Source organism: Micromonospora sp. CPCC 206060 (assembly GCF_036906895.1).
Lineage (GTDB): Bacteria > Actinomycetota > Actinomycetes > Mycobacteriales > Micromonosporaceae > Micromonospora.
Map to the genome: position 1 here is coordinate 34,941 of NZ_JBAKHU010000041.1, position 26,527 is coordinate 61,467.

Annotated in this window: 21 protein-coding genes; 8 read left to right on the forward strand and 13 right to left on the reverse strand. The window is 72.0% G+C overall.

Annotated features, from left to right (window positions below):
* Positions 1-54: 54 nt before the first annotated feature.
* The gene (locus V6U90_RS22560) at positions 55-831 is read right to left on the reverse strand and encodes a peptidoglycan DD-metalloendopeptidase family protein (protein ID WP_334440071.1); all 777 of its coding nucleotides are present in this window, start codon (positions 829-831) and stop codon (positions 55-57) included.
* A gap of 364 nt (positions 832-1,195) precedes the next feature.
* Here V6U90_RS22560 and V6U90_RS22565 point away from each other — a divergent pair, with 364 nt between their 5' ends.
* The 4 genes from V6U90_RS22565 (at position 1,196) to V6U90_RS22580 (ending at position 6,464) form a co-directional block, all read left to right on the forward strand.
* Positions 1,196-2,551, forward strand: coding sequence for an ABC transporter substrate-binding protein (locus V6U90_RS22565; RefSeq protein ID WP_334440073.1), 1,356 nt, complete (start codon positions 1,196-1,198; stop codon positions 2,549-2,551).
* Positions 2,552-2,622: 71 nt separating this feature from the next.
* Positions 2,623-3,591: a carbohydrate ABC transporter permease gene (locus V6U90_RS22570; protein WP_334440075.1), complete on the forward strand. Its 969-nt coding sequence runs from the start codon at positions 2,623-2,625 to the stop codon at positions 3,589-3,591.
* A gap of 17 nt (positions 3,592-3,608) precedes the next feature.
* A complete protein-coding gene (locus tag V6U90_RS22575; protein WP_442933650.1) occupies positions 3,609-4,502 on the forward strand; it encodes a carbohydrate ABC transporter permease in 894 nt (297 codons plus the stop codon).
* Positions 4,503-4,796: 294 nt separating this feature from the next.
* Positions 4,797-6,464, forward strand: coding sequence for a glycoside hydrolase family 13 protein (locus V6U90_RS22580; protein WP_334440121.1), 1,668 nt, complete (start codon positions 4,797-4,799; stop codon positions 6,462-6,464).
* A gap of 78 nt (positions 6,465-6,542) precedes the next feature.
* Here the strand turns inward: V6U90_RS22580 and V6U90_RS22585 are convergent, their stop codons facing one another.
* From V6U90_RS22585 to xylA, 4 genes are all read right to left on the reverse strand, one after another.
* Positions 6,543-7,982: an MFS transporter gene (locus V6U90_RS22585; RefSeq protein WP_334440080.1), complete on the reverse strand. Its 1,440-nt coding sequence runs from the start codon at positions 7,980-7,982 to the stop codon at positions 6,543-6,545.
* A 119-nt stretch (positions 7,983-8,101) separates the two neighbouring features.
* Positions 8,102-9,298: a DUF5925 domain-containing protein gene (locus V6U90_RS22590; RefSeq protein ID WP_334440083.1), complete on the reverse strand. Its 1,197-nt coding sequence runs from the start codon at positions 9,296-9,298 to the stop codon at positions 8,102-8,104.
* Positions 9,299-9,651: 353 nt separating this feature from the next.
* Entirely contained in the window at positions 9,652-11,067 is a 1,416-nt protein-coding gene (gene xylB, locus V6U90_RS22595) for a xylulokinase (protein ID WP_334440086.1), read from the reverse strand.
* Between the two features lie 17 nt (positions 11,068-11,084).
* Entirely contained in the window at positions 11,085-12,272 is a 1,188-nt protein-coding gene (gene xylA, locus V6U90_RS22600) for a xylose isomerase (RefSeq protein ID WP_334440088.1), read from the reverse strand.
* Between the two features lie 75 nt (positions 12,273-12,347).
* Between xylA and V6U90_RS22605 the strand changes: the two genes are divergently transcribed.
* A complete protein-coding gene (locus V6U90_RS22605) occupies positions 12,348-13,607 on the forward strand; it encodes an ROK family protein (RefSeq protein ID WP_334440090.1) in 1,260 nt (419 codons plus the stop codon).
* 143 nt (positions 13,608-13,750) lie between these two features.
* On the opposite strand, the gene V6U90_RS22610 is transcribed toward V6U90_RS22605, so the two are convergent.
* Positions 13,751-14,380 (reverse strand): MarR family winged helix-turn-helix transcriptional regulator, encoded by a 630-nt coding sequence (locus tag V6U90_RS22610; protein ID WP_334440093.1) that lies wholly within the window; start codon positions 14,378-14,380, stop codon positions 13,751-13,753.
* A 97-nt stretch (positions 14,381-14,477) separates the two neighbouring features.
* On the opposite strand from V6U90_RS22610, the gene V6U90_RS22615 reads away from it, so the two are divergent.
* Positions 14,478-15,608 carry a PP2C family protein-serine/threonine phosphatase gene (locus tag V6U90_RS22615; RefSeq protein WP_334440095.1) on the forward strand — a complete coding sequence of 377 codons (1,131 nt, stop codon included), beginning with the start codon at positions 14,478-14,480 and terminating at the stop codon, positions 15,606-15,608.
* 60 nt (positions 15,609-15,668) lie between these two features.
* On the opposite strand, the gene V6U90_RS22620 is transcribed toward V6U90_RS22615, so the two are convergent.
* The 7 genes from V6U90_RS22620 to V6U90_RS22650 form a co-directional block, all read right to left on the reverse strand.
* On the reverse strand, positions 15,669-17,153 hold the full coding sequence (locus V6U90_RS22620) for a sugar transferase (RefSeq protein ID WP_334440098.1): 1,485 nt from the start codon (positions 17,151-17,153) through the stop codon (positions 15,669-15,671).
* Positions 17,154-17,395: 242 nt separating this feature from the next.
* Positions 17,396-19,138 carry a VWA domain-containing protein gene (locus V6U90_RS22625; protein ID WP_334440123.1) on the reverse strand — a complete coding sequence of 581 codons (1,743 nt, stop codon included), beginning with the start codon at positions 19,136-19,138 and terminating at the stop codon, positions 17,396-17,398.
* A gap of 260 nt (positions 19,139-19,398) precedes the next feature.
* Positions 19,399-20,439, reverse strand: a complete 1,041-nt coding sequence (locus V6U90_RS22630) for a lactonase family protein (protein WP_334440100.1) — start codon at positions 20,437-20,439, stop codon at positions 19,399-19,401.
* 61 nt (positions 20,440-20,500) lie between these two features.
* Positions 20,501-21,103 carry a GTP-binding protein gene (locus V6U90_RS22635; protein ID WP_334440102.1) on the reverse strand — a complete coding sequence of 201 codons (603 nt, stop codon included), beginning with the start codon at positions 21,101-21,103 and terminating at the stop codon, positions 20,501-20,503.
* Positions 21,084-21,470 carry a DUF742 domain-containing protein gene (locus tag V6U90_RS22640; protein WP_334440105.1) on the reverse strand — a complete coding sequence of 129 codons (387 nt, stop codon included), beginning with the start codon at positions 21,468-21,470 and terminating at the stop codon, positions 21,084-21,086. Before V6U90_RS22640 ends, V6U90_RS22635 begins: the two co-directional genes overlap by 20 nt.
* On the reverse strand, positions 21,460-21,912 hold the full coding sequence (locus tag V6U90_RS22645) for a roadblock/LC7 domain-containing protein (RefSeq protein ID WP_334440107.1): 453 nt from the start codon (positions 21,910-21,912) through the stop codon (positions 21,460-21,462). The genes V6U90_RS22640 and V6U90_RS22645 overlap by 11 nt, the downstream gene beginning before the upstream one ends.
* Complete coding sequence (locus V6U90_RS22650) at positions 21,912-24,440, reverse strand: nitrate- and nitrite sensing domain-containing protein (RefSeq protein ID WP_334440110.1); 2,529 nt, start codon at positions 24,438-24,440, stop codon at positions 21,912-21,914. Before V6U90_RS22650 ends, V6U90_RS22645 begins: the two co-directional genes overlap by 1 nt.
* 359 nt (positions 24,441-24,799) lie before the next feature.
* Here V6U90_RS22650 and V6U90_RS22655 point away from each other — a divergent pair, with 359 nt between their 5' ends.
* Positions 24,800-25,378, forward strand: a complete 579-nt coding sequence (locus tag V6U90_RS22655; RefSeq protein WP_334440113.1) for a hypothetical protein — start codon at positions 24,800-24,802, stop codon at positions 25,376-25,378.
* A gap of 11 nt (positions 25,379-25,389) precedes the next feature.
* Complete coding sequence (locus V6U90_RS22660) at positions 25,390-26,406, forward strand: hypothetical protein (protein WP_334440116.1); 1,017 nt, start codon at positions 25,390-25,392, stop codon at positions 26,404-26,406.
* Positions 26,407-26,527 lie beyond the last annotated feature (121 nt).

Consider the following 26,527-nt stretch of genomic DNA (forward strand, 5'->3'; position numbering starts at 1 on the left):
GGCCCCCGTCAACGGACTGCGTCCGTTGACGGGGGCCCTTCCTGACACCTAGAACTAGCAGCGTGGCACGTTCGGGATGAAGCCGTCGTGGCCGGTGTACACGTAGGCGTCGGCGATGTACCGGCCGGAGCCGATCCGGTCCCAGATGTTGCTGGTGCCGTAGGTGCCGGTCACCGTGGTGCCGGTGGTCTGGCAGTAGATGGTGACCCGGGTGCCGTCGGCGACCGTGTCCACGGCGGTGTACCCGGTGCCGGGGCCGGACCGGACGGTCAGCGGGGTGCCGCTGGTGTTCACCGTGCCCGAGCCGGTCGTGCTACCGCAGCCGTTGTCGCTGGTGTAGTTCTTGGTGCCCCAGTAGAGGGCGAGCGTGCCGTTGAACCGGACCTGGATGTCGTTGCCGTTGAGGCGCTGCTCGTAGTGCAGGTGCGGGCCGCTGGAACCGCCGGTGGTACCGACGTAGCCGATCACCCTGCCGTATCCCACGCTTTGGCCCACGGAGACGTTGGAGCTGTTCAGGTGGGCGTAGTAGGTCGTGTAGCCGTTGCCGTGGTTGATCCGGACATACTTGCCGTAGCTGGTGTCGCCGAGGTTGGTGACGACGTCCACGGTGCCGGGCGCGCTGGCGACCACCGGGTCGCCGAGATCGTCTGTCCGGTTGAAGTCGATGGCGTAGGCCGGACTGTGGTTGGTACGCGTCTGCCCAGACCAGGTCTGGTTGCAGGGGAACGGAACCTTGAAGGTGGGCGCGGCCATCGCAGGGCTCGCCGGGACCAGGGCAGCCGCCGCGACCAGCAGTCCGGCGCCGATGAGGCTCAGCAGGCGCTTACGCATCCAGATCCTCCTATGACGAAACTCTTCGATCGATGCGACGATGCTGGCAGAAAACTCCAACCTTGGGAAGCCCCCCCCATTCCCACCCCTCGAGCCCCAACTGCAACAAGGAGATCACCACTACCAGCAAGGAGGGCCAACACTCTCCGTATTGCGATCATCGCGGTCCGAAACAGTCACGCACACGGAGCAAAGTGGACCGGAAAGTTCCACAATCGTTACCGATTCGGCCCTCCGTTAACCATTGCGTCGTGCCAGGGTAACCGTTTGACTGACGATCAATTGGTCGTACCGGCCACCGTGCGGATACAGCTCATCGACGAGCGGCGCACGCGCCGGCGGATGACGAAGAAAGGAAGGGCGCATGTCCCTTCGTGCGACAAGGACGCGTACGGCGGTCGCATCGGCCGGCGTACTCGGTCTGACTCTCGCCCTCGCGGCCTGCGGTGGTGGCAGCGACTCGGACGACACCTCGGCCAACGCCCCGAAGGCGGACTGCTCGCAGTTCACCCAGTACGGTGACCTCAAGGGCAAGACCGTGACGGTGTTCACCGGCATCGTGACCCCCGAGGACAAGGCATACACGGACTCGTACAAGCCGTTCGAGGAGTGCACCGGCGTCACAATCAAGTACGAGGGCGACAAGTCCTTCGAGACCCAGGTGCTGGTCCGGGCCAAGGCCGGCAACGCGCCGGACATCGCGATCGTGCCGCAGCCGGGCCTGCTCGCCCAGCTCGTCGCGACCGGTAACGCCAAGGAGGCCCCGGCGGAGGTCGCCGCGAACGTCGACAAGTTCTGGGGCAAGGACTGGAAGGCGTACGGCACGGTCGACGGCAAGTTCTACGCCGCCCCGTCCGGCGCCAGCATCAAGTCGCTGGTCTGGTACTCCCCCAAGGAGTTCAAGGACAACGGCTACCAGGTGCCCAAGACCCTCGAAGAGCTGTACGCGCTGAGCGACAAGATCGCGGCGAGCGGCAAGAAGCCGTGGTGTGCCGGCATCTCCAGCGGTGAGGCCACCGGCTGGCCGATCACCGACTGGATGGAGGACATGATGCTCCGGCTGAACGGGCCGGAGACCTACGACAAGTGGGTCAAGCACGAGATCCCGTTCAACTCGCCGGAGTCGGCCGCCGCGCTCGACGAGGCTGGCAAGATCCTCAAGAACTCGAAGTACGTCAACGGTGGCCTCGGCGACGTGAAGAGCATCGCCACCACCACCTTCCAGGACGCCGGCCTGCCGATCCTGGACGGCACCTGCTCGCTGCACCGGCAGGCGAGCTTCTACGCGGCCAACTGGCCGAAGAACACCAAGGTGGCCGAGGACGGCGACGTCTTCGCGTTCTACCTGCCCGGCAAGGACACCAGCTCCAAGCCGCTGCTCGGTGGTGGCGAGTTCAACCTGGCCTTCTCCGACCGCCCGGAGGTCAAGGCGTTCCAGACCTACCTGTCCACGGACACCTGGGCCAACATCAAGGTGTCGGTGTCGCAGGGTTGGGTGAGCGCCAACAAGGGCGTCGACGCCAGCAAGCTGACCAGCCCGGTCGACAAGCTCGCCGCTGAGCTGCTCCAGGACCCGAACGCGGTCTTCCGCTTCGACGGCTCGGACATGATGCCGGGCGCGGTCGGGTCCAACGCGTTCTGGAAGCAGTCCACCAGTTGGATCACCGGTCAGAGCACCCAGCAGACCGTGGACAACATCGAAGCCGCCTGGCCGAAGTGATGTGACGGCACGGGACCGGCCAGGCAATGATGCCCGGCCGGTCCCGTGCCGTACGAGGGAGGTGAGATTCGATGACCACTGCCGAGAAGTTCCTTGAAATGCTCACCGCGATTCTGATATTCGTCGCGGTGGTCGGGGTAATCCTCTTTTTAGCCGGACGTGTCCGGGGCAAGAAGGGTGACCGATGGGTCGCCTTTCTGTACCTCGCCCCAGCCATTCTGATGCTCGCCGTCGGCCTGATCTACCCGGCGGCACGGACCATTTTCCAGTCATTCTTCGATGCCGCCGGGACCGCCTTCATCGGGCTCGACAACTACCAGACGATCTTCACGTCGAGTGACCAGCTCACGGTGCTTCGCAACACGGTGCTCTGGGTGGTCGTGACGCCGTTCGTGGCCACCGCGGTCGGCCTGCTCTACGCCGTCCTGGTCGACAAGGCCCGGTTGGAGTCATTCGCCAAGGCGCTGATCTTCCTGCCCATGGCCATCTCGTTCGTGGGCGCCTCGATCATCTGGAAGTTCGTCTACGAGTTCCGCCCCGACCAGGTCGGGGTCAAGCAGATCGGCCTGCTCAACCAGGTCATCGTGTGGGTCGGCGGCAAGCCCCAGCAGTGGCTGGTCGAGTCACCGTGGAACACGCTGTTCCTGATCCTGGTGATGATCTGGATTCAGGCCGGGTTCGCGATGACCGTCCTGTCCGCAGCGATCAAGTCCATTCCGGACGATGTGGTCGAGGCGGCCCGACTGGACGGCGTCACCCCGTTCGGGATGTTCCGTTTCGTCACCCTGCCGAGCATCCGCCCGGCGGTGGTCGTGGTGCTGACCACGATCGGTATCGGCACGCTCAAGGTGTTCGACATCGTCCGGACCATGACCGGCGGCCAGTTCGACACCAGCGTGGTCGCGAACGAGTTCTACAGCCAGAGCTTCCGTAGCGACAACCAGGGGCTCGGCGCGGCCCTGGCGGTCCTGCTCTTCATCCTGGTGATCCCGATCGTCGTCTACAACGTTCGGCAACTGCGCGCCTCGGAGGCACGATGAGCACCACGAGCGCCCCGCTGACGTCCACCCCGCCGATCGACCCCGGCGCTCCCGCCGCAACCAAGGCGAAGCGGAAGCTCACCTCACCGTGGGCGTCCCTGATCGCGGTCGTGATCGCGGTGCTGTGGACCCTGCCCACCTTCGGGCTGGCCATCTCGTCGCTACGACCCGAGCGGCAGATCAAGACCACCGGCTGGTGGACCTTCTTCACCGATCCGCAGGTGACGCTGGACAACTACCGGGCGGTGCTGGACGTGGAGAACGGCGAAGGGCTGGGCAGCTTCTTCGTCAACTCGTTCGTGATCACCATCCCCTCGGTACTGATCCCGCTCTGCCTGGCGTCGCTGGCGGCGTACGCCTTCGCCTGGATCAAGTTCCGCGGGCGAGATCTGCTGTTCATCGTGATCTTCGCCCTCCAGATCGTGCCCATCCAGGTCACCCTGATCCCGCTGCTCACGCTCTACGTGGACGCCGGGATCGCCGGGCAGTTCTGGACGCTCTGGTTGTCCCACTCCACGTTCGCGCTGCCGCTGGCGATCTTCCTGCTGCACAACTTCATGAAGGAGATCCCGGCGGGGCTGCTGGAGGCCGCCCGGGTGGACGGCGCCGGGCACGTGCAGATCTTCTTCAAGGTCCTGCTGCCCCTGCTGACCCCGGCACTGGCGGCGTTCGGCATCTTCCAGTTCCTGTGGGTCTGGAACGACCTGCTGGTCGCCCTGACCTTCGCCGGTGGCGGCCCGGACACCGCACCCATCACGGTGGCCCTGGCCAACCTCAGCGGCACCCGGGGTACCGCCTGGCACCTGCTCTCGGCCGGTGCCTTCGTCTCGATCATCGTGCCGGTCGCGATCTTCCTGCTGCTCCAGCGGTACTTCGTACGCGGCCTGCTCGCCGGTGGTCTCAAGGGCTGAACCAACAGCCCTGCCGGGACCGCATCGACCGGACGCCGCCATCCCCGACCAGGGGATGGCGGCGTCCGCCGTCCGGCGCGCAGTGTCCCCCGCGTCCGCCATCGGGCGCGCGCCGTCCCGCGTCCGTCATCGGGCGCGCGCCGTCCCGCGCCCACCCGGCCGGGCGGCGATGATGATGATGGGACGTGTACCGGTGACCCTCCACACGCGGACCGGTCGCCAGAGATTCACCCGGCCCCCGCACGGGCACACTGGGCGGGAGTCGGCAACGAGATACGGGAGAGGGCCCTGAACATCCACGAGACGAACCAGCAGCCAGTCGGTGGCGCGACCGCCGCGTGGTGGACCGAAGCCGTCATCTACCAGATCTACCCCCGATCCTTCGCCGAATCCGGCGGGGACGGCATCGGCGACCTGCCGGGCATCACCGCCCGCCTCGACCACCTGGTCGAGCTGGGCGTGGACGCCGTCTGGCTCTCGCCGTTCTACCCGTCGCCGCAGGCCGACGCCGGGTACGACGTGGCCGACTACCGCGACGTCGACCCACTCTTCGGCACCCTGGCCGACGCGGACCGGCTGATCGCCGCCGCCCGGGAGCGGGGACTGCGGGTCATCGTCGACCTGGTGCCGAACCACACCTCGTCCGCGCACCGGTGGTTCACCGAGGCGCTCGCCGCCGCACCGGGCAGCCCGGCCCGGCAGCGGTACATCTTCCGGGACGGCCTCGGGCCGGACGGCGCGGAGCCGCCGAACGACTGGCGGAGCGTCTTCGGCGGTCCGGCCTGGACCCGGGTCATTGGACCGGACGGCCGCCCCGACCAGTGGTACCTGCACCTGTTCGACACCGCCCAGCCCGACCTGAACTGGGACAACCCCGAGGTCCGCGCCGAGTTCCTGGACACCCTGCGGTTCTGGCTGGACCGGGGGGTGGACGGGTTCCGGGTCGACGTGGCGCACGGCCTGATCAAGCAGTCGGACCTGGCCAACTGGCACGAGCCGCAGGAGATCCTCTCCGGCCGGGAGATCGACAAGCCGCGCCCGCCGATGTGGGACCAGGACGGCGTACACGAGATCTACCGGGACTGGCGGCGGGTGCTGGACAGCTACCCCGGCGGGCGGATCCTGGTCGCCGAGGCGTGGGTCGAGCCCGCCGAGCGGCTCGCCGCCTACGTTCGGCCGGACGAAATGCACCAGGCGTTCAACTTCGAGTACCTGCTGGCCGCCTGGACCGCGCCGGCACAGTACGCGGTGATCACCCGCTCGCTGGAGGCGACCGACGCGGTCGGCGCCCCCACCACCTGGGTGCTCTCCAACCACGACGTGGTGCGGCACGCCTCCCGGCTGGGGCTGCCGGTGGGTACGCCCCGACCGAACGGCATCGGAATCGGCGACCCGCAGCCGGACGCCGCCCTCGGCCTGCGGCGGGCCCGGGCGGCCACCCTGCTGATGCTCGCGCTGCCCGGATCGGCCTACCTCTACCAGGGTGAGGAACTGGGGCTGCCGGAGCACACCACGCTCCCCGACGAGGCCCGGCAGGACCCCACCTGGAAGCGGAGCGGCCACACCGAGCGGGGCCGGGACGGCTGCCGGGTACCGATCCCGTGGGAGGCCGACGCGCCCTCGTACGGTTTCGGGCCGACCGACGCGAGCTGGCTGCCGCAGCCGTCGCTGTGGGCGGAGTACGCCCGGGACCGGCAGCACGGCGTACCCGGCTCGACGTACGAGATGTACCGGACCGCGCTGCGGCTGCGCCGTGAGCACGGCCTGGGCCGGGGCACGCTGTACTGGCTGGCGTCCGGCGACGAGGTGCTGACCTTCCGCAACGGGGAGGTGACCGTGCTGACCAACTTCGGGGCGGCAGCCGTACCGCTGCCGGACGGGGCCGAACTGGTGCACGCCAGCGGCCCGCTCGACGGCGACCGGCTGGTACCGACGGACGTGACCGTCTGGTACCTCGGCTGAGGTGAAGCGCCGGAGCCTGAGGTGAAGTGTTAAGAAGGGCCCCCTTTACCGCGAAAAGCGTTAAGCGGGGGCCCTTCCTTACAGCTTCTGGGCGCGGGCGTGCAGCAGGTCGTGCACGTTCGTGATGTCCTGCGGGGCGGTACGCGACGCCAGCCAGTACATGACGCCGGTGGGCAGGAAGAAGAGCTGGAACGCGGCGAGACCGACGGCGAAGTTGAGCGGGGGCGGGAAGAGACCACCCAGCCGGGCGAAGGCCAGCCCGACCAGTCCGTTGCCGGCCGCCCGGCCCACCCCGTTGACCAGGTTGCCGAGGCTGTAGACGGTCCCCCGGTGCTCGGGTGGGTTCACGTCGGCGATCAGGGCGAACCAGTTCGGCGAGTTGGCCGAGGTCAGCGCGAGGGCGAGCACGGCGGCCAGCAGGCTGAACCCGACGGTCGGCTCGGTGACCACGCTGGCGAGTACCGCACCGGTCACCTGGCCGGCCCCGGCGCCGTCGGGCACGTCGATCCGGATCGGCACGAAGAAGAGCACCAGGTAGAACGGCACGGCGGCGAGGATGCCGACCGCCGCGACCAGCGCCCGGCCGCGCAGCGTACGGCGTTGCAGGGCGTCGCCGACCAGCCCGCCGACGATGGAGAGCGCCCCGCCGAGCTGGAACAGGGTGGCGAAGATGCTGCCGACCATGGTCGCCGTGCCGGTCGAGTAGCCCTGCTGTTGGGCCCGTTCGGCGAAGAGCACGGGTAACCAGACCAGCGAGCCGAAGGCGGCCTGCGCGGTGAGCCCCTGGAGGATCAGCCAGACGTTGGTCCGCCGGTGCAGGATGCGTGGCAGGTCGCCCCGGGTGATCCGGTAGTCGTACTCGCCACCGGTGGCCAGCGGCCCGGCCAGCTCCGGCTCGCTGCCGCCGCGCCGGATGTCGTAGGTGAAAAGGTAGGCCACGGTGGCGGCCAGGCCGATTCCGGTGAGCAGCAGGAACGGGCGGCGCCAGTCGGCGGCCCCGAGCAGCCCGCCGAGCAGGGTGCCGGCCAGGGTGCCGATGCCCTGGGAGAGACCCCAGAAGCTCATCACCAGCCCCCGCCGCCGTGGGGAGATCAGATCGGTGACCACCGAGAAACCCACCGAGCCGACCGCGCCGAGCCCGACCGCCCCGACCAGTTGCGCGCCGAGGAAGGTGGGATAGTTCGGGGCGAGGGCGCTGCCGGCGGTCCCCACCGCCCAGAGCAGGGTGCCGGCCATCAGCAGCGGCTTCCGGTTGCTGCGGTCACCGATGTACGCCCAGGCCACCGCCGCGACCGCGCTGACCAGGAAGGTGACGGCGGTGACCAGCCCGATCAGGCCGGTGCCGACGCCGAGATCGGCGGCGATCGGCCCGTACAACGGCGGCACCAGGCCGATGGCCACGTTGTCCAGCGAGGCGAGCAGCACGAAGACCACCACGCTGTAGAGCCGCGCCGCGTTCCCGCTGATCGCCGCTGTAGCCCGGCCACGCCGACCGGCGCCACCGCCGACACTTGTCATGCAGGGCACTCAACCAGCAGCCGCCGCGCCACGCCACCGGGACCGGAGTGTCGGTGGCGGTTCCGGCGGTGACGGGTCAGCAGGTCGGTCGGCCGGCATCCGGCGGGCGGGGTGGGTGGTCAGAGATAGCCACCGATCTCGGTCGGGGCGGAGGGGTCCGCCAACCGGCCGGCCCGGAGCGCGTACAGCTCGGCGAGGCTGGCACCGCCGGGGGCGACCCCTGTGGTGCTGCCGAGCCAACGGGTCGCCTCGGCGTACGACAGCCGGTCGATCTCGATCCGGGCCAGGCAGCGGCCCGGCCGGACCACCGCCGGGTGCAGCCGGGCCAGGTCCTCGTTGGTGGTGATCGCGACGAGGACGTCCCGTCCCTGGCCGAGCAGCCCGTCGGTCAGGTTGAGCAACCGGGACAGTGCCTGGCCGGCCGACTGCCGGGCCTCACCCCGGATCAGCTCGTCGGAGTCCTCCAGGATCAGCAACCGCCACCGCCGGTCGGTCTCCCCGCTGCCGTCCTCGTCCTCCCCGACCGCGAGTTCGGCCAGGTAGGCCGGGTCGCCGAAGAGCTCCTCCGGATCGAGTACGCAGTCCACCTGGCACCAGCGGCGCCACTCGCGGGCCAGGGCCCGCAGGGCGGTGGTCTTGCCCGTCCCCGGTGGCCCGTGCAGCAGGAGCAGCCGGCCCACCACGTTGTCGGGGGTGGTGGCCATCAGCCGGTCGAGGGCCTGCGCGGCAGCCGCCGGGTAGTTCGACCGGATCGTCGCCCAGTCCGGGGTGGCGATCTGCCGGGTGTCACGCTGGGCGCCTCGACGGGGGTTCTTGTGCCAGAAGCCGACCGGCTGGCTCTCCTCGTCGGCCGGCTCGGCCGCGCCGTCGACGATCTCGTCGAGTACCGCCTGGCCGGTCTCCTCGCTGACTGCGGTCACGGTCACCTCGGCGCCCCGCCCCTTCCAGCGGATCGCCCGTACCAGCCAGCCGTCGCCCCGGGCCAGTTGCGACCACTGCTGCCGGTCGGTCGCGGTACGCAGCACCTCGGCCCGGTCGGGAACCAGCGACGCACCGGGCCGGAGCCGGGCCAGCCGGACGGTGTGCGCCCACGGATGCCGGCCGGTGATGAAGTCCGCCAGCGCCAGGGCATCGATGACGTCGCAGGGTGTGTCGGCGTCGTCGTGCTGAAGGACGGACGGCAGTTCGGTGCGGGACACCGGGCGCGGGGCGGTCTGCTGCGGGACGGTCTGCTGCGGGGTGCTGGCCGGGTGTGGAGCGGCCGACTGTGGAGCGGCCGACTGTGGGACGGCTGCGGCCGGGCTGGTGGACGACACGCAACGATCATCGGGGAGCATCCATCAGTCGTACAGCCGATTACCCGGAATCGGACACCCCTCCACCCCCTCGATCCACTCCGTTTTCAGGAAAACGGGCTATCGGGCCGGGGCTGACACCGCGACTACCAGGAAATCGAGTGGATCACAGAGCGGTGGTCGAGGCCGATCAGGGCAGAAGCGGGTGTCCGGTGTCATGTCGGCGGGACAGTCGGCCCTCGTCTGCTGGCACAGACGGTGCAGCTCGACAGGCGGCGAGTCGGAGGTCCGCCGCCGAGGTCCGCTACGGCTGCCGCCATGGGGACACCCCCTTTCCCGCGTTGGAGGGTGGCAACGCGGGAGGGGCGGTGGGGTCAGGAGTGGAGCTGGTCGACGATCCGGTCCCGGGCCTCGGCGTACCGGGCCCGGATCGCCGGGACCTCCGGTGCGTCGTACCGCTCGGTCCGGCCGGTCGACCAGGCCGGCGGCGCGGCGCCGCCCAGGGCGACCCAGGCGGCCTGGCGGGCCGCCCCCTCGGCCACGTACTCCCCGGGCGGCGGGACCAGCACCGGTACCCCGAACACCTGGGGCGCGACGGCCCGGACCGCCGCCGAACGCGCACCACCACCGACCAGTACCACCCGGCGCACCTCGACACCCTGGGCACGCAGCGCGTCCAGGCCGTCGGCGAGCGCGCAGAGCATCCCCTCGACGGCGGCCCGGGCCAGGTGGGCCGCCGTCGAGGTGCGCAGGTTCAGGCCGTGCACGGCTCCGGTGGCCAGCGGGCGGTTCGGGGTCCGCTCCCCCGCCAGGTAGGGCACCAGGACCAGCCCGTCCGCGCCGGCCGGTGCGGAGAGCGCGAGGTCGGACAACTCGTCGAGATCCACCCGGAGCATGCCGGCGGCGGCGTCCAGCACCCGCGCCGCGTTGAGGGTGCAGACCAGGGGGAGGTACCGGCCGGTGGCGTCGGCGAACCCGGCGACCGTGCCGGTGTGGTCGGCGGTCGGCGCCTCGGCGACGCTGAACACGGTGCCGGAGGTACCGATGGAGACGATCACGTCCCCGGCCTCGGCGCCCGCGCCGAGTGCGGCGGCGGCGTTGTCGCCGGCACCCGGCCCGATCGGTGCACCGTGCGGCAGGGCGCCCGCCGGATCGGCCGGCCCACGCACCGACGGTACGGCCGGCTGCCGGCCGAGGGCCAGTTCCAGCAGGTCGGACCGGTAGTGACCGGTCGACGGGGACCAGTAGCCGGTGCCGCTGGCGTCGCTGCGGTCGGTGGCCAACGCGGCCAGCCCGGCTGCACCGCCCAGCCGCCAGGTGAGCCAGTCGTGCGGCAGGCAGACCACGGCGACCCGGTCGGCGTGCTGCGGCTCGTGCCGGGCCAGCCAGCGCAGCTTGGTCACGGTGAAGCTGGCCACCGGCACCAGGCCGACCGCCCCGGCCCAGGCCCGCCGGCCCGCCTCACCACCGCCCAGGTCGGCGATCAGCTCGTCGGCCGCCCCGGCGGAGCGGGTGTCGTTCCAGAGCAGGGCCGGCCGGATCACCTGCCCGGCGTCGTCCAGGCAGACCATGCCGTGCTGCTGGCCGGCGACCGAGACGGCGGCGACGTCATCGAGCCCGCCGGCCTGCCCGACCGCCGCCTCCAGCGCCCGCCACCAGGCCACCGGGTCGGCCTCCGTACCGTCCGGGTGCGGCGCGCGCCCCTGTCGGCGCAGCTCACCGGTTGCCGCGTCGCGGACGACCACCTTGCAGGACTGGGTGGACGAGTCCACCCCGGCGACCAGTGGCATCTGCCCTCCCCCTCCGCTCAGCGGGCGCCGAGCAGGTGCTCGACGGCGAGCTGGTTGAGCCGGACGAAACCGAAGCCCCGGGCGGCGACCGCGTCCACGTCGAACTCCTCGAAGGCGGACCGGTCGGCCAGCAGGTCGGCGCAGCTCTCGCCGTCGGCGAGGGTGGGGGTGGCCAGCTCGGCGACCTTGCTGGCGGCGAGCGCCTCGGCCACCTCCGGGTCGGCCCGGAACGCTGCGGCCCGCTCCTTGAGCAGCAGGTAGGTGCGCATGTTCGCCTCGGCGGAGGCCCACACCCCGGTGAAGTCCTCGGTGCGGGAGGGCTTGTAGTCGAAGTGCCGGGGGCCGTCGTACGCCGGGCCGCCCTGCGGGCCACCGTGCTCCAGCAGGTCGACCAGGGCGAACGCGTTGAGCAGGTCACCGTGGCCGAAGACCAGGTCCTGGTCGTACTTGATGCCGCGCTGGCCGTTGAGGTCGAGGTGGAACAGCTTGCCGTGCCAGAGCGCCTGGGCGATGCCGTGGGCGTAGTTGAGCCCGGCCATCTGCTCGTGACCGACCTCCGGGTTCAGGCCGACCAACTCGGGGTGGGCGAGCTCGGAGATGAAGGCGAGCGCGTGCCCGACGGTGGGCAGCAGGATGTCGCCGCGCGGCTCGTTCGGCTTGGGCTCGATGGCGAAGCGCAGGTCGTAGCCGGAGTCGATGACGTACCGGGTGAGCAGGTCGACGGCCTCGCGGTAGCGGTCCAGCGCGGCCCGGATGTCCTTGGCGACGTCGTACTCGGCGCCTTCCCGGCCGCCCCACATCACGAAGGTCCGGGCGCCCAGCTCGGCGGCGAGGTCGATGTTGCGCAGCACCTTGCGCAGCGCGTACCGGCGGACGTCCCGGTCGTTGCTGGTGAAGCCACCGTCCTTGAAGACCGGGTGGGTGAAGAGGTTGGTGGTGACCATCGGTACCACCAGGCCGGTCTCGTCGAGTGCCGTGCGGAACCGGGCGATGTGCTGGTCCCGGGTGGCCAGGTCGGCGCCGAACGGGATCAGGTCGTCGTCGTGGAAGGTGATCCCGTACGCCCCGAGGTCGGCCAGCCGGTGCACCGCCTCGACCGGGTCGAGTGCGGCCCGGGTGGCGTCACCGAACGGGTCGCGGGCCTGCCAGCCCACCGTCCAGAGGCCGAAGGAGAACTTGTCGGCGGGAGTGGGCCGCGGCGCCATCGGTGACCTCCAGGAAACATCCGTGATTTGTTTATCGGTTGAATTATTTGGTCGGAGTGTGACACTGTCAAGGCCGTGCAGCAGTCCCGCAGCAACCCCGACCGGCACCGACCCGCGCCGCCCGCGCACCCGGCCCGACAGGCCAGCCTGCGGACCCACAACCTCGCCCTGGTCTTGCGGCACATCGCCGACGCACCCCGCCCGCCGTCCCGGGCCGAGGTGGCCACCACCACCGGCCTGACCCGGGCCACGGTCTCCGCCCTCGTCGACGACCTGCTCGCCGGCAGCCTGCTCACCGAGGTCTCCCCGGCACCACGCACCGGGGCCGGCCGCCCCGCGCAGGGACTCGTCCTCGCCGACCACGGCCCGGCCGGGCTGGGCCTGGAGATCAACGTGGATTACCTGGCCACCTGCCTGATCGACCTGACCGGCACGGTACGTCACCACGCCGTGCACCGGGTCGACCTGCGCACGGTCAGCCCGACGACCGCCCTGACCCGGGTCGCCGACCTCGCGGTGACGGCCCGGACCGAGGCGGCACACCAGGGCCTCACCGTCGCCGGCACGGTACTCGCGGTACCCGGACTGGTCAGTGGTGACGGGCTGGTCCGGCTCGCGCCGAACCTCGGCTGGCGGGACGTGGACGTGACCGCCGTGCTCGCCGGCCATCCGGGCATCGCCCCCCCGGGGATGACCCCCCTCCTGGTGGAGAACGAGGCGAACCTGGCCGCCCTGGGCGAACTGCACGCCGCGCCGACCGGCCCGCGCAGCTTCGTCCACATCTCCGGCGAGATCGGCATCGGTGCCGGCATCGTGCTGGACGGCGCCCTGTTCCGGGGGGCGCGCGGCTTCAGCGGCGAGATCGGACACCTCGCCGTCGAGCCGGGCGGTCGGCCCTGCCGCTGCGGTGCGCGCGGCTGCCTGGAGCCGTACGCCGGTCTGGAGGCGATCCTGGCCGGCGCTGGCGTGTCCGGCGCGGACCTTCCGGCCGGCGCGGCGGTCGCCCGGTTGACCAGGCTCGCCGAGGCCGGTGACCCGGCGACCTGCCGGGCGCTGACCGAGGCCGGCACCGCTCTCGGCGTCACCGTGGCCGCAGTGGTCAACCTGCTCGACATCGAGACCGTCATCCTCGGTGGCGCCTACGCGCCACTGACCCGCTGGCTGCGCCCACCGGTCGAGGCGGAGATCACCGGTCGGGTACTCACCGCCACCTGGTCCCCGGTCGCGGTCCGGGCCGCCGTGCTCGGCGCCGACGCTGCCGTGGTCGGTGCCGCCGGTTCGGTGGTCCGCCGGGTGGTCGAGGAACCGGCGGACTGGCTGGCCCGCACCGGCTGACATCCCGCCGGCACGCCGCACCGGGCGGCCGGTGGCCGGTCACACGAGCGGGTGGCCGTCGTAGCCGTAGGTGGAGACGGTGCTGGTGCCGCCCCTGGCCGGGCCGCACCGACGGCGGGTCGAGCGGTATGCGTCCGCGGAACTCAGGCCGACCGGATGGTCGCCGCCGGGCCGGCCGACCGGGTCGGGCGGCCCCGCATCGGACGTCGCGAGAGCTGCTCGGGGACATCGCCGAAGCCGCCGACCGGAACGGCCCGCCCGGCACCGCTGGCGGCCGGATCGACCGCCGGACCGGTCGGCAACGGCCCACCACCTGACGGGTACGGGTCAGCGGCCGGATCGAGCGTGGCCGGCGGCTCGGCCACCTCCCGGGTGACCTCCTCGAATTCGGACAACCCACGCAGCAGCGCCTGCCGCCCATCCGGGCTCATCGCCTGGAGCACCTCGGTCAACCGTCGGCGCCGTTCCGCCCGCTGCTCCTGTAGGAGTTCCCGGGCCGCCTCGGTGAGATGCAGGGAGATCTCGCGCCGGTCGGTCCGCCCCGGCTCGCGTTCCAGCATGCCGGCGGCGACCAGCCGGTCGCAGAGCCGGCTGGCCGACGAGAGCAGCATGCCGAGTGACTGGGCGAGCCGGCGCAGGTTGATCCCGTCGTGCTGCTCGACGGTCATCACCGCCCGTAGCTGTGAGCCGGAGAGTCTGCTGGTGGCGTGCTCCCGGGCCGCGTCCCAGACAGCCAGCAGGGCGCCCGCCACGCTGTCGAGCGCAGCGGCCATACTCGGATCCGGTCCGCCTGGACCATTTTCTCTGGCCATGGTGCGCCCGAGACTACCTCGGCACCGCAGGTCGCCGGGCCTGCCAAGGGGAGATCAGATGTACGACCGGGTAACGGCGGTCCGCCGGGCACTCACCGAGTCCCCGGCCGACGCGCTCGTGGAGCGGCTGGCGGCGGCACTCGACGTCGGGTACCGGATCACCGCGACCGAGTTGCTCCAGGTCGACTACCGGCTCTCCGCCCTGCTGCCACTCACCGGCGGGGACGCCATCACCACACCCGGTCACCCGGCCTGGCGCTGCTTCGACCATCAGGAGCCGGTACTCCACGAGGGGGTCGGCTACTTCCCGGTGAGTCGCCGGGGCGAGCGGGTCGGGGTGCTTCGGCTGGCTCCGGCGCCGACCGATCCGCAGGAGTACGCCGAGCTGACCGAGATCGGCACGGTGCTCGCCCATGAGCTGGGCTGCGTCGACGCCGGGACCGACCGGTACACGGTAGCGGCCCGGACCCGCCGGCTGACCCTCGCCGCCGAGATGCAGTGGGAGCTGCTGCCCGGACGGAGCCGGGTCCGGCCCTCGTTCAGTCTCGCCGGCCAGCTCGAACCGGCGTACGCGGTGCGTGGGGACAGCTTCGACTGGTCCGACGACGGGCACCGGCTCTGGCTGTCCGCGCTCAACGGGATGGGCGAGGGGGTGGCCGCCTCGGCGCTGACCGCGCTGGCCACCCACGCGCTGCGCAACGCCCGCCGGGCCGGGCTCTCCCTGGCCGACCAGGCCGCCCTGGCCGACCAGGCGGTCTACGCCTGCCACCGGGGTGCGCAACACGTGTCGGTGCTGCTGATGGAGCTGGAGCTGGCGACCGGGCTGATGACCGTGGTCGACGCCGGCTCGCCCCGGCTGGTGCTGCTCCGCGAGGGCAAGGCCATCGAACAGCCGCTGGACGCCCAGTTCCCGCTGGGCATGTTCGACGGTACGGAGTACGAGTCCCAGCGGTTCCGGCTGGAGGTCGGTGACCGGCTCTTCGTGCTCAGCGACGGCGTGGTGGACGCCACCTCCGCGACGGGTCGGTACGGCGGGAGTGCGCTGGACCGGTTCCTGCGCCGTACCGGGCCGATGGCGCCGCTGGAGGCGGTCCGCTCGCTCCTGGGTGACCTGCGGGCGTTCGTCTCGGCCGAACTGAACGACGACGCCGTGGTGGTCTGCCTGGACTGGACCGGTCCGCAGCCCTGACCGGCCCCGGGATCCCCCGTCCGGCCGGTCAGGCGCCACCACCCGCAGCGGCGGCACGGGTCAGTACGCGCCCCGGCTGTTGATCACGGCACCGAAGGTCTTCCAGAGGATGGTCAGATCGGAGGCGAGGGACCAGTTCTCCACGTAGTAGAGGTCGAGCCGGATGCCGTCCTCCCAGGTCAGGTCGGAGCGGCCACTGACCTGCCAGAGCCCGGTCATACCCGGCTTGACCAGCAGGCGCCGGGCGACGTCACCGTCGTACCGGGCCACCTCGGAGGGCAGCGGCGGTCGCGGGCCCACCAGGCTCATGTGCCCGAACAGCACGTTGGCGAGTTGGGGCAGCTCGTCCAGCGACCACTTGCGCAGGAACCGGCCGACCCGGGTGACCCGGGGGTCGTCGCGCATCTTGAACAGCAGTCCGTCGGTCTCGTTCCGGGTGGCCAGCTCGGCCAGCATGGCGTCGGCGTTGACCACCATGGTGCGGAACTTGTAGACGCCGAACTCGACCCCGCCCTGCCCCACCCGGGTCTGCCGGAAGATCACCGGGCCCTGGCTGTCCAGCTTGACCAGCAGCGCGATCAGCGCCAGTACCGGAAACGCCAGGGTGAGCAGGAAGAGCGCGATCGCCCGGTCGAAGAACCCCTTGACGATCTTACGGAGGCCACGGAACTCCGGCGCCTCGACGTGGATCAGCGGCAGCCCGGCCACCGGGCGGGTGTGGATGCGCGGCCCCGCCACGTCGGTCAGCGCGGGCGCGACCACCAGGTCGATCCCGGTCCCCTCCAGCTGCCAGCCGAGCCGGCGCAGTCGGGTGGCGGTCAGCTCGCCGGAGGCGGTCACCGCCACGGTGTCCGCTCCGGCGGCGAGCGCGGCGTCCGGGATGCCCCGGAACGAGCCCACCACCGGCACGTCGCCGAGCCGCTGCGGCACCGGGGCGAGCAGCGCGTCGGGGATGCAGGCACCGACCACCTGGTAGCCCGCGTACGGCTCGCGGTGCAGGGTGTGTACCAACTCCAGCACGTGCGCGGTGTCCCCCACCACCAGTACCCGGCGGGACCAGCCGTACCCCCGGTACCGGGCCTTGTGCAGCAGCTTGCGGGCGGCGAACCGGGCCACGACCAGGCCGACCGTCCCGACCAGGAAGGAGATGCCGAGGAAACCCCGGGACACCCCGACGTCGGCGATGTAACCGGCGATGGCGATCGTACCGGCCAGCCGGAGGCTGCCGCTGCTGACGCGACGGTACTCGTCGGCCCCGTACCCGATCACCCGGTCGTCGTAGCAGCGCAGCGCCTTGAGCGAGACCAGCCAGGCCAGCACGAGACCGGGCGCCACGATGAAGTAGGGGATGTCCGAGCCGATCGGCTCGTCGCCGCCGAACCGGGCGACGTACCCGACCAGGACCGCCAGCACCAGCACAGCCGTGTCGAGCACCAGCAGGCCACGTAGGTAGGCACGCTGGCGGAGGCGGGCCGTACTGGCTGACAGTCCCGCAGCGGACGCCCGGGGCGTCCGCGCGGGGCTCAACACGGTCGCCGAGGTCACCGGCCCCTCCACTCGCTCAGGCGTCCCGTGACCGGCTACCGGACCCGCTCAACGGTCCGTGGTCCCGGGCACCCCGACATCTTGTCGTACGAATTATCGCCGCAGCGTACTTCGGACGGATTACCGTCACTTTTCCGCCACCCTGTATTCATCTGTCACCATGGGTGACGGCCCGCGTGAACCGGCTTCCCCGGTACCGGCGCGGACCACCGGGGCGACCGCTCCGGCCGCCCCGAACCGGCTCAGCGCGGCGCGTTGGGGCGCAGCGCGATCGCCTTGAGGAAAATGTCCCCGATCCCGGTGGGATCCTCGGTGATGAAGACCCCGCCACCGGTGAGCTTGGTGATCGACTCCAGCTCGGGCCGGCTGATCCCGCCACCGATGCCGATGATGACCAGCTGGATCGGCCGCTCAGGGTCGTTGATCCGCTTCAGCTCGCTGAGGAGTTTCTCCTGGGTGACCCCGTTGGCGTCCTCGTTCTTGCCGTCGGTGAAGAGCACGATCGAGTTGACCCGGCCGGGCTCCCAGTTCTCCTGCACCGTCCGGTAGGCGGCGAGCACCGTGTCGTAGAGGCCGGTGTCCCCGTTCGGTTTGGGGGCGACCGTGCCCAACGCGGCCTCCAGCCGGCTCCGTTGACTGGACAGCGGACCGATCGGCACGAGTTCCCGGTGGTCCCGGCTCCCCACCATCTCCGTGGAGAAGACCCAGAGGCCGAGTGCCCAGGAGTCGTCGAACAGGGCCAGCCCGCGCCGGGCCGCCGCCACCGTCACCTGCTCCCGGGTGGCGTTGCCCGCGGTGGGTACCAGCTCCTTCATCGAGCCGGAGACGTCGATGACCGCGAGCATCCGGCCGGACTGGGTGGCGATGGACCAGCTGGAGACGACCTTCTCCAGGGCGGCCGAGTCGGGGGATCCGGCCGCCCTGCCACCGGAGGGTTGTGCCGCCGGGCTGCCGCCACTGCCCGGGCTGGGTGCGCCCTGCGGGGCCTGGAAGCCCTCCCCCCAGGTACCGTCCGGCGCCCGCAGCCCCTCGTCGGCGAGCCGGTTACGGAACTGGGCGGTGTTGAGCACCGCGAACAGCCCGTCGGCGGCGGCGGCCTTGGCCGGCTCGATACCGGGCAGCACCGCGTACGGGTAGTCCAGCGCCAGCGACGCGGGCTCCAGGTAGAGGGCGGCCAGCGGGATCGGCGGCTGCTTCGCGTTGTACGCGATGACGTCCTCTTCGGACAGCGGCGCGGCGCCCAGCGAACCGGCGATGGACGCCGCGTCATCGGCGCGCGGGAACTTGGCGAGCAGATCCTGCCGCAGGGCGGACCGGCCGGTGGCCAGGGCGCGCAACGCGCCGGTGGTCGCCTGCTGCGCATCCCCACCCGATGCGCTCGCCGCACCCGCCAGGGAGAGCAGACCGACGAGCCCGGCCGCGTCCCGGGTCGGCTCGACGATCCCGGTCCGCAGCTTGGTACCGGTGGTCACGTCCCGTAGCAGGTCGGCCCAGGTCAGCTTCTTGTCTGGCCAGCCGGCCCGGGTGGCGACCGGCTCCGGCATCGCGACCACCACCGGACTGCGGGCCACCGACGCACCGTTGGTCGGCGCGAACGCGGTCGCGCCGCCGCTCTTGAGACGCAGCAGCCAGGTGGACGAGTCGGGCAGCCACACGTCCGGGGCGACTGCGGTACCACTGGCCTGACCGACCCCGGCGAGGACCGCGCCGTGCCGGGCGGCCACGACCGCGGCCACGTCGACCGGGTCGGAGTCGGTGACGTTCACCGCGACGCAGACGCCGTCGATGGCGCCCCCGTCGGCGGACCACTGGGCGGCGGCCTGTACGGCCGGAGCGATCTCCGGGGCGGCGGCCACGGTGAGTTGAACCTGTCCGGAGCAGGCCGGCTGCACGAGGCGCTGGTATCCGAACCAGGCTCCCGCGATCACCACAACAAGCGCCGTCGCTGCTGCGACGGCGCTTGTTCTGCGGGTACCCCTATGCATGCGATGACGGCCGGACACGTCCCTATCTTGCGGACCACCCCTGACCGCGACCACAACCGTTCGGACGAAAGTTAACCCAGAAGAAACAGTTGACCTGCAATTCTTACTCTGCGTAATGATCTCGGCCCGGCCTGGTCAGCAAACCGGCCGACGGTGCGGCACCGTCCAGCACTGCCGGCAACCCCTGTCTTTCCCCGGGTGACCGCCCCTGCCCGGCGTCGCCGTCGGACGGCGGCTCCGGCACCGGCACCGGCACCGGCTCAGGGCAGTACGCAGACCGGGCTGGGCACCTCGACCGGCTCGCCGACCGGCGTCGGGATCCCGGTTCCCGGGTCGACCTGGAAGATCCGGATGAGATGAGCCCGCTCGTCGGCGACGTAGAGGTGCTCGCCGACCCGGGCGAAGTGCCGGGGCCACCCACCGCCGGTCGCCACCTCCGTGACGAGGCGCGGCGGCTGCCCGTCGGCCAGTGCGAAGACGGCCAGCGTGCCGACCCCCCGGTTGGCGACGTAGCCGAACCGGCCGTCCGGGGCGACCGACACCTCCGAGGGCTGGACGTGCCCGGTCCGGTCGCTCGCCGGCACCCGGTGCCGCTCGTGCAGCACCCCGCCGGGGTGCAACTCGTACTCGGTCAGGGTGGCGTCCAGCTCACCGACCAGGTAGCCGCGTCGGCCGTCCGGGTGCCGGGCCAGGTGCCGGGGCCCGGTGCCGGCCGGGGTACGCAGCCGGGGCGCCCGGGGCACCAGTCGCCCCGAGGCCGGCTCCAGCTCGTACCGGTAGACGGAGTCGGTGCCGAGGTCGACGGCGAGCACGGAGCCGTCGGCCGGATGCGGCGAGACCATGTGGGCGTGCGCCCGGTCCTGGCGTTCCGGGTCCGCGCCGTGCCCGGAGTGGGCCAGCAGGTCGCTGCGGTCACCGGGCACCCCGGCAGCGTCCAGCGGGTGCACCGAGACGCTGCCGCTGCCGTAGTTCGCCACGTACAGGTGCCGGCCGTCCGGCGCGACCGCCAGATGGCACGGGCTGTCCCCGCCGGTGGAGCGGACCCCGAGCGGGGTGAGCCCGCCGTCGGTCGCCACCTGGAACGCGCTCACCGTGCCCTCGGGCAGCTCGTTGACCGCGTACAGCACGTCGAGGGTGGGATGACGGACGAGGAACGACGGCGAGTCGGTGACCGCAGCCGTGCCGAGCACGGTCAGCGCCCCGCTCGCCGGATCCCGACGGGCCAGCACGATGCCCTCGCCCCGGCCGCCGGTCGCCGGGGTGTAGCACCCGATGTGGACCAATCCTCCCCGGTCGCTCACCGGCCCTCCCCCTCCGTCGCCTGTCCGGTCGATCTAACCAGAACGGGCCGGCCCGGGCAGGTCAAGCCGCCGGAACCGGCTCGCCGCGCCGCTGGGCCACATGCTCGACCAGCGCCACCAGCACGGTCTTGCCGGACTGCCGGCTCCGCGCGTCGCAGAGCACCACCGGCACGTCCGGGTCCAGGTCGAGCGCCCGGCGCACCGCGTCCACCCCGAACCGCTGCGCCCCGTCGAAACAGTTCACCCCGACCACGAACGGGATGCCCCGCTGCTCGAAGTAGTCCACCGACGGGAAGCAGTCGGCGAGCCGGCGGGTGTCGGCGAGCACCACCGCGCCGAGGGCACCGAAGGCCAGTTCGTCCCAGAGGAACCAGAACCGGTCCTGTCCCGGGGTACCGAAGAGGTACACCTGGAGGTCCTCGTTGATGGTGATCCGGCCGAAGTCCATGGCCACCGTGGTGGTCCGCTTCGTCTCCACCCCAGACAGATCGTCGGTGCCGATCCCCGCGTCGGTCAGCACCTCCTCGGTCTGCAACGGACGGATCTCGCTGACCGTGCCGACAAGTGTCGTCTTGCCCGCCCCGAAACCACCGGCAATCAGGATCTTGAGCGCGAGGGGTACCCGCTGCCCTGATCCGTTCCGGTCAGAGCGCACGGAGTCCATTGACCACCGCCTTGAGGATGTTGTCGTCAGGATAGTGGGACGTGGCCGGCGGCTCGTGCATGGCGATCAGCCGGGCGTCGAGCAGGTCGCCGAGGAGGACCCGGACCACGCCGAGGGCCAGGTCCAGGTGGGCGGAGATTTCCGCGACCGAGATCGGCTCGGTCGCCAACCGGAGGATCCGCCGGTGCTCCGGCTGGGTCAGCTCGTGCCGGTCCGGATCGGCGTCCGGCTCGGCGAAGACGAACGCCACCAGGTCGAACCCGGCGGCGGGACGAACCCGGCCGCCGGTCATGGCGTACGGCCGGACCACCGGGCCGGCCTCGTCGTCCAGCCAGTCGTGCAGGGTGCCGGGTGGGTCAGCGCGCATCGGGCAGCCTCCCGGCGGCCCCGGACGGCACCTCGGGTTCGACGGTCGACCGGGCGGCGGCACTCAGGTTCTCCCCCACCCGGGTCACCAGCATCGCCATCTCGTAGGCGACCAGGCCGATGTCCGCGTCGGCGGCGCTCAGCACGGCCAGGCAGGCGCCCAGCCCGGCCGAGGTGACGAAGAGGTAGGCGTCGTCCATCTCGACCACGGTCTGGCGTACCGCACCGGCGTCGAAGTGCCGGCTGGCGCCCCGGGCCAGGCTGGAGAAGCCGGCCGCCATCGCCGACATGTGCTCGGCGTCGGCCCGCTCCATGCCACGGGAGGCACCCAGCAGCAGACCATCCGCAGAGAGCACCACCGCCTGGCGGGTGGCGGGTACCCGGTCGATCAGGTCATCGAGGAGCCAGTCGAGATTCCTGGCCGGCTTCGTCGGGTGCAGCACTACGCATCCCTTCCAGAGTCGGTCGACCCCCGGTCGGTGACCGGGGTGACCCGCGGCAGTTCCGCGGTGGGCTGGTCCATGGGGGTGGCCCCGCCCCTGGGCGGTCCGGAGCCGGCGCCGCCGGACACAGCGGTCGGGCCGGTCCGGTCGGCACGGCCGGACCCAGCGGTCCGGTCGGCACCGCCGGACCCGTCAGGCCCGTCGGCCCGACCGGGACCGGTCTGCGCGAACGCGCCGGAGTCCTGCCGGCCCCGCGCCGTACCGGCCTGCAGAGCCGACATGGCGGCCCGGGTCTGCTCAGGAGTCCGGGTGGCCGGCTTCCGGGACGGCGCCGGATCGACCGGGGCGAGCAGCTTCGGCGACATGCTCCGTTGCCGGATCCGGCGGGGCAGTCCGTCCGGACCGATCGGCGGATCGGCCGGTAGCGCCGACGGACCGCCGTCCACGCCGGTCTCCACCGGTGCCGGCCGGAGCGGCGTCGCCGTGCCCCGGCCGCGTCCGGCACCCCCGGACCGCCCGGGGCGCAGTCTCGGCACGGTGGACAGCCGGCCGAGCCGGCTCACCGGCCGCCCGGTGGGACCGATCCGGGCGACCTGCGCCCCACCCACCACGGTCGGGCCGGCGCCCGCCGGCTCCCCGGCGTCCGGGGTCCGGACGATCAGCCCGGTGGGGATGAGCACCACGGCGGTGATGCCGCCGTACGCGGAGGGGCGCAACTGCACCTTCACCCCGTGCCGGGCGCCGAGCCGGGCCACCACGAAGAGGCCCAGGCGGGCCGTGTTGGCCGGGTCGAAGTCGGGTGGCTCGGCGAGTCGCTGGTTGGCACCGGCGAGCGCCTCGGCCGACATCCCGAGCCCCCGGTCGGTGATCTCGATGGCGTACCCGTTCGGCACCAGCTCGCCGGCGACCCGGACCTGGGTCTCCGGCGGAGAGAAGACGGTGGCGTTCTCGATCAGCTCGGCCAGCAGGTGGATGACGTCGCCGACGGCCCGGCCGGCGGTGGCCGCGTCCTGCACGGCCGCCACGTCCACCCGGGCGTAGTCCTCGATCTCGGAGACCGCACCTCGGATCACGTCGATCATCGGTACCGGGTTGCGCCACCCCCGCCCCGGTGCCGCGCCGGCCAGGATGACCAGGTCCTCGGCGTGCCGACGCATCCGGGTCGCCAGGTGGTCGACCTGGAACAGGTCGGCCAACTCGTCCGGGTCCTCGACCCGGTGTTCCATCCGGTCCAGCAGGGCGAGCTGCCGGTGCAGCAGGGTCTGGCTGCGTCGGGCGATGTTGAGGAAGACCTCGTTGAGTCCCTGCCGCAGGGCGGCCTCGTCGACCGCCGAGCGGACCGCCGTCCGTTGCACCGCGCTGAACGCCTGCGCCACCTGGCCGATCTCGTCGGAGCCGTACTCCAGCGGCGGTGCCTCCCGGGCGATGTCGACCTCACCGCCCTGCCGCAGCCGGGCCACCACGCCCGGCAGCCGCTGCTCGGCCAGTTCGAAGGCGACCGTCCGGAGGCTGGTCAGCCGGTGCACCAGGGAACGACCGACGCGCAGGGCCACCACGACCGAGCCGACCACCGCCACCAGGCCGAGCAGCCCGGTCGCGCCGAGCCGGGCCAGGATGCCCACCGCCACCGGCATGGTCCGGTCGGCCACCCCCTGCGCCTCGCCCAGTTCGAACTCGCGCAGGCGCTGCTGCACGGTGTCGTAGCTGGCCTGCCAGACCGGTACGTCCACCACCGGCACACCCCGGCCGTCCGCACCGACCAGGGCCTCCTGCATGGCGCGGAGCTGCACGAAGGCTTCGGCCTCGACCAGCCGCTGGTACGCCGCCCGGCTGGCGGCCGGCAGCTCGGCCACCGCGCTGGCGGTGAGGAACTCCTGGCTACCGATGATCTGGATGAGCTGGGCGTGCTCGCCGGGGGCGTACCCGCCACCGGTGATCGCCCCGGCGAGCAGTGCATCGGCCTGGCCGAGCAGCTCGCGGGCCTGGCCGAGCCCGGTCAGCGCCCGGACCTGCCGGTTGAGTCCCTCGTCCGGAAGGGTCGCGGTGACGCTGAACGCGCCGAACGCGGTGGCCACGATGCCGCTGTAGAGCCCGAGCGCGCCGGCCCGGTCCATGCTCTGCTGGTCGATCGCGGCCCGCCCGGCGGGCAACGCCTCCAGGCCGGTGATGAGCTGGTCCAGCCGGCCTTCGAGGAGGTCGTCGGCGGCGTCCCGGAGATCCTCGTCGGCCACCCGACGCCGGAAGTCGACGATCGCCTCGTCGGTACGGACGCGCTGTGCCCGCAACGCCGGCAGGTCGGCCCGGGAGGCGAGGTACACCACGGAGAGCCGGCGCTCCCGCTGGAGCTCGGCGACGAGCTTCTCCCCGGGACGGCCGACCTCCTCGAAGAGGGTCTGCGCCGCGAGCAGCTTCAGGGCCGGGCCGACGACCAGGGTGGTGCTGAAGATCCAGAGCACCAGCAGCGCGGCGATCGGCATCACGACCAGCGCGACGATCTTCGAGCGGATCGGCCAGTTGCCGGTTTTCATGGGACCTCGCCCGAGGGGTGGCAGGGGTGACGCGGGCCCGGCCGGGCCGCTACTCCCGCCGGAGGCGCGGCTGCACGCAACGCCCCCGGCAGGATACGTAATCCTGACCACCTGCACTACCGCCGCCCTCGCCGGACGGGGTCACCCCGACACGGGCTGTTGCTCCGACATGGACCCGGGCGCCCCGCCTGGTGGGGGAGCGCCCGGTCGGTGCCGCAGTCGGTCAGCTGGTGCGCAGGCCCGGGCTGGCCGGGAAGGCCCGGATATTCGGGCGTTCCGCCACCAGGAGCCGGAAACTACGTCGAATCTGGATTGGCGGTCGGTGCCGAGCGGGAATACCAGGTGGCGAAGGAGGAGTCATGTCGCCCACGCAGCTAGTCGTCATCTTTCTCGTGGTACTCGCCGTCGCCGCACTGGTCGTGCTCGCCGTGGTCACCAGCCGGCGGCGCGCGCTGCGCAACCGCTTCGGCCCGGAGTACGACCGGGTCGTCGCCGACCAGGACAGCCGGACCGCCGCCGAGCGGGAGTTGCGGGAGCGGGAACGCCGGCACGCCGAGTTGACGCTCAACCCGCTGAGCCCCGAGTCCCGCGCCCGGTACGCGGCGGCCTGGGAGGAGATCCAGATCCGGTTCGTGGACTCCCCCGCCGCCGCCGTCGGTGACGCGGACGAACTGGTCACCCGCCTGATCGCCGAACGCGGCTACCCCACCGGGGACTACTCGGAGCAACTCGCGCACCTGTCGGTGGAACACGCCCGTACGCTCACCCACTACCGGGACGCCCACGACATCCACCTCCGCAACACGCGGGGGGAGGCCAGCACGGAGGAACTCCGCCAGGCCGTCGTGCACTACCGCGAACTCTTCGCCGACCTGCTCGGCGAGGTGCCGGTACAGCAGCACCCGGACGAGACCCCGCAGGACGCCACGAGTCGCTAGGAGAGACCGCGATGCGCCAGCATGACGAACGGAAGACCCAGGACCACCCCGAGGTGGTCAAATCGGAGCCGGTACCCGTACCGGGCGGGGCGGGCGGCACCGGTCACCGGGACAACGGGCACGCCGAGCGGCTGCCCGAGGACGCTCTGGACGAGCGGGGTTCCTTCGACCCGGACGGGGTCGAGCGGCAGCCGAACGCCACCGGACGGGGTGAGCCGGACTTCCACCCGCCGGCACCGCTGCCGACCGCGTTCGGGGCGACCACCGTGGGCGGCGCGGTGGCCGCGTCCGCCATGGCCAGCGACCGGGCGGCCGATGAGCGGGACCCGCGCGGCGAGGACACCGCCCGGCCCGGTGACGGCATCGCCGGCCGGGTCGGCGCGGAGGCGGATCCCGAGGCCGGGCATCCGCTCCCGGGTACCGGACGCCACGCGCCCGGCCACCCGGACCCGGACGCCACCGCCCGGTTCAATCCGCCCGCCGCCGACCCCGACGCCACCGCCCGGTTCATCCCAACCGCCGCCGACCCGGACGCCACCGCCCGGTTCAACGCGCCCGCCGCCGACCCGGACGCGACCGCCCGGTTCAACGCGCCCGCGCGTGCGGTGCAGCGGGACGTCGCCCCGGTGGACGACGCCCCGGGGTACGGCAGCGCCACCTCGGCGATGGTCGACCCCGACAGCATCCCGGTGGCAACCGGAGCTCACCGGTCGGCGACCGGAACGACGGACTCCGTTCCGGCCGGGACGGCCACCCCGGCCGGGACGGGCGGCCCGTTCCTCTCCGACACCCAGGAGTACCGCGACCGCTGGCGTGAGGTCCAACTCCGGTTCGTCGACGACCCCCGCGCCGCCGCCGGTGAGGCCCGGGAGGTGGTCGGGGACGCCATCGAGGCGGTCGCCCGCGCGCTCGCCTCGCGCCGGAACGAGCTGGACGGCTGGCAGCAGAGTGGGTCGGACGACACCGAACAGCTCCGGATGGTGGTCCGCCGCTACCGGGACCTCCTCGACCGGCTGCTCGGCCTCTGATCCACCGCCACCCGTCGCCCCGGTGCGCACCGGACAGGTTGGGACGGTCCCACCGGAGAGGTCGGGGCGGGCGGACGCCGTCAGCGAGGACGAGGAGGAGACATGCCTGGACGTGAGGTCC